We start from the raw sequence: 6,652 nt of genomic DNA on the forward strand, positions 1-6,652 counted from the left end.
CCACGCGATATGCTAAAAATACAGCATCTTTTCTCGCCGCAGTGCAAATTCGTTGCATTGCTATTTGGTGCGCCGTTTTAGCCTGAACTTGTGTACACACTATTTAATAATTGCAAGAACAGCATCTCGCTGGAAGTTATAAAGCATTCCCCAAATTTTACTGTCCTTGAATCCGGTTGCCTCATTGGGCAGCTCATCGTCAGAAATGTCCTCCAAGAACTCATTAAAAATATTGTAGAGAGTAAAAAAGTAAATGAAATCTGGCGAATTTTCTTTATAGGCAGTACTGATACTTTCAATTACAATATCTGTTACTTCTTAAAGTTTTTTGTCATCGTGCCACAGATCGTCAAAGAGTTTCAGAAAGTAGTTTGCATTTTCAAAACTCTCGGTTTTTTGTACAGGATAATAAGCATTATTTCCGCGCTCACAGCCCAAATCAACTGTGGTGAATCCATTGATTGGCATATAAGTGCTTTCATCCACAGTTATAAACCCCATCATTTGTTCTTGAGTAATATTGGATTTGAAAACAACCTTTTTTCTAATCCATTCTGCACATTCTTTAGCTATGGCTTTTTGAGTAAGTTCATTGCGCAGTTTTACCTCAAACTCAGTCCCATATAGGCTGCGCTCTCGAGATAAACGGGGAATATAAAACTCTCTTTTGGCTTTTGGGGTTTTCTCGGTAATGAAAGTAGGCGATGTAAAAATAAAATGTAGCTCTTCTACGCCCTCAAGCTGTTTCTTCAATTCTTGATAAGCATAGATGGAAAAGCAAGCAGCAGCAATCGATATTTTGCTTCCTTTTTTGACTTCCTTCTGCAAATCATCTTTAATGGTATTATTAATGTTGTCCAATATTTGCACGGTAACACCTCATGATTTTCCATCACATATTATCACATTCCACTCAGAAGAAGCGGATAACTTATACTGATGATATTCAGGAAGGGAACAGCTTTAAACCCTACTTCTATTTTGTGGATACCCTTTTTCTGAAAGTTACTCTGCGCCTTTTGAAATAGTGGTGTCTGGGAGTATTTCCATAATATCTTCAATTCCGCATCCGAGTTTGAGGCATATTTTTTCCAGCACTTCAACAGTTGTGTTCTCACCCTTTTCAAGTTTGCTCATTGTAGAGTAGCTGATGCCGACAAAATCGCGGAACTCTTTTTTCTTCATATCCCGATCAATGAGAATCTTGAATAGCTTCTTATAGGACACTGCCATTTTTTGCACCTCATCTTCTAAACTACATTGTGGCGAAATTATAATTTCATTATAGCATATCTTGCTGCGAAAAGCGAGAAATATTATGCGAACGCATTACTTTTACCTTTGAAATCACGCGATCATTTTACAAATGTAAAGCACCAGTGCATACGATAAGTGGTTGCACTGGTGCTCCTGTACCCTATGATTTTTTATTGTTTGTATTCCGTTACGGATTTGAGGTATCTTTTGGGATCGCCATTGAGAACAAGATCTGCATAAGCGATCGGGTCATTATAAATCAACCAATCCAATTCAGATCTCTGAAAGCGGTTATCGGCCACTTCATTCTCAACGGCAGTGCAGTCAATAGAAATCTTGCTCTCATCAGTGAAGTAAAGTTCTACACAGGCAGTATCGATGTTAAATTCACAGGAAATCAGTCTTTTCATGAGGTGTACCTCCAAAATTTGATGTTCTGGAAGTAATGTAAGCGTGGGTTTGTGGTGTGGTATCCTTAACTATGGGAAACTCCCTGCTCCCATTTTGAAATGGTCTGCCGCACTACATTCACCTTGACCGCCAGCTCCTGCTGGGAAAGACCCTTAGCTTTCCGGATGGCTTTGATGTTTTCATTGAGCATGTGGACTCACTCCTTTCGCCCCCCATTGTAGGGAAAGCGGCCCGTTGCCGCAAGCAACGCAAAATAACAGCCCCTATTTTTGCACTTCTCTCCGCAAATCGTCCAGATACAGCCGTTGCTGCCGCTTCAGATAGCCGGGGACAAAGGGGCGCATCCACCAGTGCTTGGCGTTGACGGTCTCAGTGCAGTGGAGCCGGGTACCGTCCTCTGCCGACTCAAAGACCCCCTCCCAGGAACCGGACATATTACCGTTTTCCATAGTAAAGACCCAGCGGCGAAGAGGCTCACAGGCCGTGACGGTGAAGTTCGTGGCGTAGCCGCTTTTGGTGTACTCCACAAAGTGGGCCTCGTCCAGCACCTCCACCCGTGCCAAGTCGCTCCGCCAGGCGGTATGGGAAAGGTCGGTCACCACCTGCCACACCCGCTCCACTGGGCAGGGGAAATACTCTGTCACCCTGGAAGTTGCCATACCAATGCTCCCTTCAAAACCACAATGCCTGCTCCTCCCGGAATACCGGGGTGTTCCCCTGAGCGTAGGGATCGTAGCGGTTTTCGTTGCAGCCGAATTCCTGCAAAAAGCAGATCTTGCCCGCCTCGTTCCAACGGATGAGGGAGAGTCCGTCAAAGCTCTGGACGGTGCCGTCCGCCATGACACACCGGAAAGCCCACTCCACTACGGTCTGATCCCCCTTGCGGAAATACTGCCGGATGTCCCAGCGCTCTACGGTGCCCCGGGTGTTCCACTCGTCAAACCACAGTTTGATCTTTCCGTTGCCGTGGTACTCCGGCCCCCAACTCTCGATGTAGACGGCATCCGGGGCGAAGAGCTCCTCAATTCCCGTGTCCTGCTTGTCCAGCCACATGGAAAACCACTGCCGGATTTTACTTTCCCTCTGTTTCTCTGCTTCCATATTCATATTCTCCTGTTGTCCCCTTTGAGTGCTGTCCCAAAGCATCAAATACTCCGTTCCCCTTTCCGTCACGATGCGGAATCCCGTCCCCTGGTAGAGGCGCAGGGCCGGATTTTCTTTCTGCACGGAGAGTGATGCCCGCAAATATCCATGTTCCTGGAGCAGAAGCAGAAGGTCATTCAATAGCCGTGTCCCGATGCCCAGCCCGCGATACTCCGGCAGTAACGAGATGGCCAGAGAGGGGGTGTCGTTGTCGATGTGTCCGTAGTCCGCCATGATGCGGCACCACGCCGCACCCACCACTTTTCCCGCCGCCTCGGCTACTATGCAGTGGTCGCCGGGCCGTGTGCCAAAGTCCGCAATATAGACCTGCAGCTCCGGCAGATCCACTACCGACCGGGGCGGCGGCTCCATGCCCTCCGGGAGATAGATGGCCTGATAGAGAAATTCCCGCAGAAGGTCATGTTCCTCCGGGCGTATTTTACGAATGATTGTGTTCATCCCATTCCTCACTCTGCCCGTTTAATGGGCTGCCGGATGACGGTTTTCAGTTTTTCTGGTTTGCACCGCCGCACATCACTCAAATAGATCTCGTGGTGAAACCGACCTTGGCTGAAATCCAACCCATAGCCCTGTTCCGTGGCGTATTCCTCCATGGCGGCTACGGTGGCGGGCTCGTCGTCATAGGGGCCCAGGTGCATACACTGGACGCACAGGCCCTCCTCCCAGGGGAAGAACTCCATCTTGGAGAAGTCTCGCTGCTTTTTCTCTTCGGTCTCCCGGATGGCCCAGCGGAAGGCCTCTTCCGTCACAAACTCCGGCAGGCGGATGAGGGAGAACCACCGGAAATCCGCCTTGCGGGAGTAGTCCACGCCCTGAGTATCCTCCTGCCACCAAAGCCCCTCCAGGGGCGGTACCACATAGTCAAAGTAGCCCTCCAGCTTATGCTTGCCCATCTTGCTCATTTTGATGGTATAGGCCACAGCGTAAAGCAGCTCCAGGGCCTGCTTGTAAGTGCCGCCCTCCTCATTGGGGTCGCCTTGGCCCCGCACCGCCAGAAAGTTCATAGCAGGCACCGTGACGATGCCCGGCGTCTTGGGTGGCAGGTAGAACTCTTTGTACTCTTTCTTATAGTCAAAGGCCATAGTCATTTCCTCCGTTTTTTCGGTTGATCCTGCAGTGCCAGACAGGTGAGGCGGGTGAGGGCAGTCATGGTGTCCCGGTCGTCCACATCCTCCACCCAGATGTAGTCCTTCGCCCCCTCATAGGGCGGGGCCTTGGGCAGATGGGGAAAGGCCTCCTCCCCCGCTGGAGTGACCTTGACAAAGAACTGGTTGTCGCAGATGACGGCAAAAAACATGCCGTCGCAGTAGAGGCCGTATTCACCAAACATCTTTCGGCTGCGGATGGCCCCGGCCTCCCGCAGCTGCTCGGCCACATAGTCCACAAAATCCTGATGAGAGGCCATATCAATTCCTCCTGTAACGGTCGGACAGTGTTTCAGTCAGTTTTCGCAGCTGTTCCCGCAGTTCCTCCGGCTCCAGCAGTTCCGCCTTGTCCCCGAAGGTGAGCACCCAGCTGAGCACGCTGTCCGCGTCGGGAAAGCCGCCGGTGAAGCGAAGCCGGCCGTCCGGCTCCACGGTGAACCGATCCGCCCCGTACTCCTCCACCAGCCGCCAGCGGCAGGACAGGTCAAAGAGAACGGTGACCTGATACTTGGTCGGAAAGATGCACTCTGGTTCCAAATCAGGTAGGGGAGCAGACCAGGGCTCAAAGGGTTCTCCGGCGGTGAGTTCCGTCATGCGGTTCAATTTGAACAGGCGGAAATCCTTACGCGTCCGGCACCAGCCCCACACATACCAGGTGGACCAGTGGAACACCAGGTAGAAGGGCTCCACAATGCGCACCGATTCCCCTTTGGGAGAGAAGTAGGCGAAACGGATGGTGCGGTGCTGCTCGATGGCACCTTGGATCAGTTCAATTTTGGGCGGCAGGCTGGTTTTATACCAAGAGGAGAGGTCGATGAGCATGTGGGCACCGCCGGGCACCAGCCCGCCCGTCCCGGCGGACAGTTTTTCCATCAACTGGGCGTAGCGCCGGGTGCCGCTGACGCTGTCCAGGCTCCTGAGGCCTGCCAGGATGGCCTGCATCTCCGGGGCGGTGAGCACGGTCCGGTCCACCCGGTAGCCCTCCATGATGGAAATGCCGCCGCCTGCACCCTGGACGGTGGAAATGGGAATGCCCGCCCGGCACAGGGACTCGATGTCCCGCTGGATGGTCCGTCGGGACACCTCGAACTGTTCTGCCAGCTCTGGGGCGGTGACCTTCTCCCGCTGGAGCAAAATGGACAGGATGCCGATAAGCCGCTCCATCTTCATGGAAACCACCGCCTTTCCTGAGTCTGTCTGCATTATAGCATAGGAACACGACAACTGTCTGTCATGTTTATCTTAGAGAAAAACTTTTGCCGGTGGGATCTGGGATTGTCTTGCCGTGGAGGGCATGGTATCATGGAGGCAGATTTTCCGGGAGGTAGCGGACATGGAAGATCAGTTTCTCAATCTGACGGAAGAAAATTTGGATCGGGAGCACCTATGCTGCATTATCCGCAGCAAAAAGCCTCACCCCGGCGTGGAGGCCAAGCGGGTCTGGCTCCGGGAGCGGCTCCGGGAGGGACATGTGTTCCGCAAGTTGGACGCCAAGGGCGTGGTGTTCATCGAGTATGCTCCGCTGGAGACTGCCTGGGTGCCGGTGGATGGGGATAACTACCTCTATATCTACTGCCTGTGGGTCAGCGGGGAGTTCAAGGGCAAGGGCTACGGTAGGCAGCTGATGGAGTACTGCCTGGCTGACGCCAGGGCCAAGGGAAAGTCCGGCGTGTGTATGCTGGGAGCGGAAAAGCAAAAAGCCTGGCTCTCAGACCAGGCCTTCGCAGAAAAGTATGGATTTGAAACGGTAGATACTACCTCGGACGGCTATCGGCTACTGGCCCTCTCCTTCGACGGTACGAAGCCCCGCTTCCGGGAGAACGCCAAACGGCAGGCGATTGAACCTGAGGAGTTGACCATCTATTACAGTTCCCAGTGTCCCTACATTCATCAGAGTGTGGAGTTGGTGCGCAAAACCTGTGAAGAACTGGAGACACCCTACACCCTCGTTTCGGTGGACACTCTGGAGAAGGCCAAGTCCTTGCCCTGCGTGTTCAACAACTGGTCGGTATTCTATCGGGGAAAGTTCGTGACAGTAAATCTGCTGGACGCAGCCGCGCTGAAGCGGCTTCTGAAAAAATAAGGTGTGCCTATGGAAATCAGAAAAGTGGAGACGGACAAAAAGAGATATCTCGACTTACTGCTGCTGGCTGACGAGCAAGAGGACATGGTGGACCGATATTTGGAGCGTGGGACCATGTATGTGCTGGAGGACGGCGGCGTCAAGGCCGAGTGCGTGGTGACCGACGAGGGAGACGGCATCCTGGAGCTGAAGAACATCGCCGTCGCGCCTGATTTCCAGGGTAGGGGTTATGGAAAGGCCATGGTGGCCTTCCTCGTCCGGACCTATACGGAGCAGTATACGGTGCTGCAAGTGGGCACCGGGGACAGCCCCTCCACCATCCCGTTTTATGAATCCTGCGGCTTTCGCAGGCACCATCTGGTCAAGAACTTTTTCACCGACCACTACGACCATCCCATCTATGAGTGCGGGGTGCAACTGGTGGACATGGTGTACCTGCAAAGAGAACTATGAGAAAGCGGAGCGCTCGTGTGAGCGCTCCGCTGAGCCTGTCGAAAAAGTCCAGCGAAAGCTGGGCTTTTTCGTTTAAGAGAGTTAAAATAGGAGTAGGTGGTGAGAGAGATGCTGGAGCGCGGGAAAATGGACCGCAATG

At 52.5% G+C, this 6,652-nt stretch carries 10 protein-coding genes and 2 pseudogenes; 3 read left to right on the forward strand and 9 right to left on the reverse strand.

Annotation, left to right across the window (positions count from 1 at the left end; genetic code table 11):
* Window positions 1–86 (forward strand): annotated as a pseudogene (locus tag H7U37_RS14035) (IS5/IS1182 family transposase); the annotation flags it as partial.
* Between the two features lie 232 nt (window positions 87–318).
* Here the strand turns inward: H7U37_RS14035 and H7U37_RS14040 are convergent.
* The 9 genes and pseudogenes from H7U37_RS14040 to H7U37_RS14085 all read right to left on the reverse strand — a co-directional run bounded on the left by H7U37_RS14040 (window position 319) and on the right by H7U37_RS14085 (window position 5,147).
* A complete protein-coding gene (locus H7U37_RS14040; protein WP_338049844.1) occupies window positions 319–870 on the reverse strand; it encodes a phospholipase D-like domain-containing protein in 552 nt (183 codons plus the stop codon).
* A 135-nt stretch (window positions 871–1,005) separates the two neighbouring features.
* Window positions 1,006–1,233: a helix-turn-helix domain-containing protein gene (locus H7U37_RS14045; protein ID WP_071429614.1), complete on the reverse strand. Its 228-nt coding sequence runs from the start codon at window positions 1,231–1,233 to the stop codon at window positions 1,006–1,008.
* Between the two features lie 194 nt (window positions 1,234–1,427).
* On the reverse strand, window positions 1,428–1,667 hold the full coding sequence (locus tag H7U37_RS14050) for a DUF6061 family protein (protein ID WP_204876668.1): 240 nt from the start codon (window positions 1,665–1,667) through the stop codon (window positions 1,428–1,430).
* A 74-nt stretch (window positions 1,668–1,741) separates the two neighbouring features.
* Window positions 1,742–1,858: pseudogene (locus H7U37_RS14055) on the reverse strand (helix-turn-helix transcriptional regulator); the annotation flags it as partial.
* A 73-nt stretch (window positions 1,859–1,931) separates the two neighbouring features.
* Window positions 1,932–2,327 (reverse strand): SRPBCC family protein, encoded by a 396-nt coding sequence (locus H7U37_RS14060; protein WP_204876669.1) that lies wholly within the window; start codon window positions 2,325–2,327, stop codon window positions 1,932–1,934.
* Window positions 2,328–2,340: 13 nt separating this feature from the next.
* Window positions 2,341–3,270: a GNAT family N-acetyltransferase gene (locus H7U37_RS16550; RefSeq protein ID WP_477742902.1), complete on the reverse strand. Its 930-nt coding sequence runs from the start codon at window positions 3,268–3,270 to the stop codon at window positions 2,341–2,343.
* An 8-nt stretch (window positions 3,271–3,278) separates the two neighbouring features.
* Window positions 3,279–3,914 (reverse strand): GyrI-like domain-containing protein, encoded by a 636-nt coding sequence (locus tag H7U37_RS14075; RefSeq protein WP_204876671.1) that lies wholly within the window; start codon window positions 3,912–3,914, stop codon window positions 3,279–3,281.
* Between the two features lie 2 nt (window positions 3,915–3,916).
* The gene (locus H7U37_RS14080) at window positions 3,917–4,237 is read right to left on the reverse strand and encodes a TfoX/Sxy family protein (RefSeq protein ID WP_204876672.1); all 321 of its coding nucleotides are present in this window, start codon (window positions 4,235–4,237) and stop codon (window positions 3,917–3,919) included.
* 1 nt (window position 4,238) lies between these two features.
* Window positions 4,239–5,147, reverse strand: a complete 909-nt coding sequence (locus H7U37_RS14085; RefSeq protein ID WP_204876673.1) for a helix-turn-helix transcriptional regulator — start codon at window positions 5,145–5,147, stop codon at window positions 4,239–4,241.
* A gap of 163 nt (window positions 5,148–5,310) precedes the next feature.
* On the opposite strand from H7U37_RS14085, the gene H7U37_RS14090 reads away from it, so the two are divergent.
* On the forward strand, window positions 5,311–6,060 hold the full coding sequence (locus H7U37_RS14090; RefSeq protein ID WP_204876674.1) for a GNAT family N-acetyltransferase: 750 nt from the start codon (window positions 5,311–5,313) through the stop codon (window positions 6,058–6,060).
* 9 nt (window positions 6,061–6,069) lie between these two features.
* The gene (locus H7U37_RS14095; RefSeq protein WP_204876675.1) at window positions 6,070–6,513 is read left to right on the forward strand and encodes a GNAT family N-acetyltransferase; all 444 of its coding nucleotides are present in this window, start codon (window positions 6,070–6,072) and stop codon (window positions 6,511–6,513) included.
* The last annotated feature ends 139 nt before the right edge of the window (window positions 6,514–6,652 follow it).

Source organism: Pseudoflavonifractor phocaeensis (genome assembly GCF_016901735.1).
GTDB lineage: Bacteria > Bacillota > Clostridia > Oscillospirales > Oscillospiraceae > Pseudoflavonifractor_A.

Excerpts from the sequence above, each read along its gene's own strand:
- H7U37_RS16550 (WP_477742902.1), bottom strand. The coding sequence starts at position 3,270 with ATGAACACAATCATTCGTAAAATACGCCCGGAGGAACATGACCTTCTG.
- H7U37_RS14085 (WP_204876673.1), bottom strand. The coding sequence starts at position 5,147 with ATGAAGATGGAGCGGCTTATCGGCATCCTGTCCATTTTGCTCCAGCGG.
- H7U37_RS14080 (WP_204876672.1), bottom strand. The coding sequence starts at position 4,237 with ATGGCCTCTCATCAGGATTTTGTGGACTATGTGGCCGAGCAGCTGCGG.
- H7U37_RS14050 (WP_204876668.1), bottom strand. The coding sequence starts at position 1,667 with ATGAAAAGACTGATTTCCTGTGAATTTAACATCGATACTGCCTGTGTA.
- H7U37_RS14090 (WP_204876674.1), top strand. The coding sequence starts at position 5,311 with ATGGAAGATCAGTTTCTCAATCTGACGGAAGAAAATTTGGATCGGGAG.
- H7U37_RS14075 (WP_204876671.1), bottom strand. The coding sequence starts at position 3,914 with ATGGCCTTTGACTATAAGAAAGAGTACAAAGAGTTCTACCTGCCACCC.
- H7U37_RS14045 (WP_071429614.1), bottom strand. The coding sequence starts at position 1,233 with ATGGCAGTGTCCTATAAGAAGCTATTCAAGATTCTCATTGATCGGGAT.
- H7U37_RS14095 (WP_204876675.1), top strand. The coding sequence starts at position 6,070 with ATGGAAATCAGAAAAGTGGAGACGGACAAAAAGAGATATCTCGACTTA.
- H7U37_RS14060 (WP_204876669.1), bottom strand. The coding sequence starts at position 2,327 with ATGGCAACTTCCAGGGTGACAGAGTATTTCCCCTGCCCAGTGGAGCGG.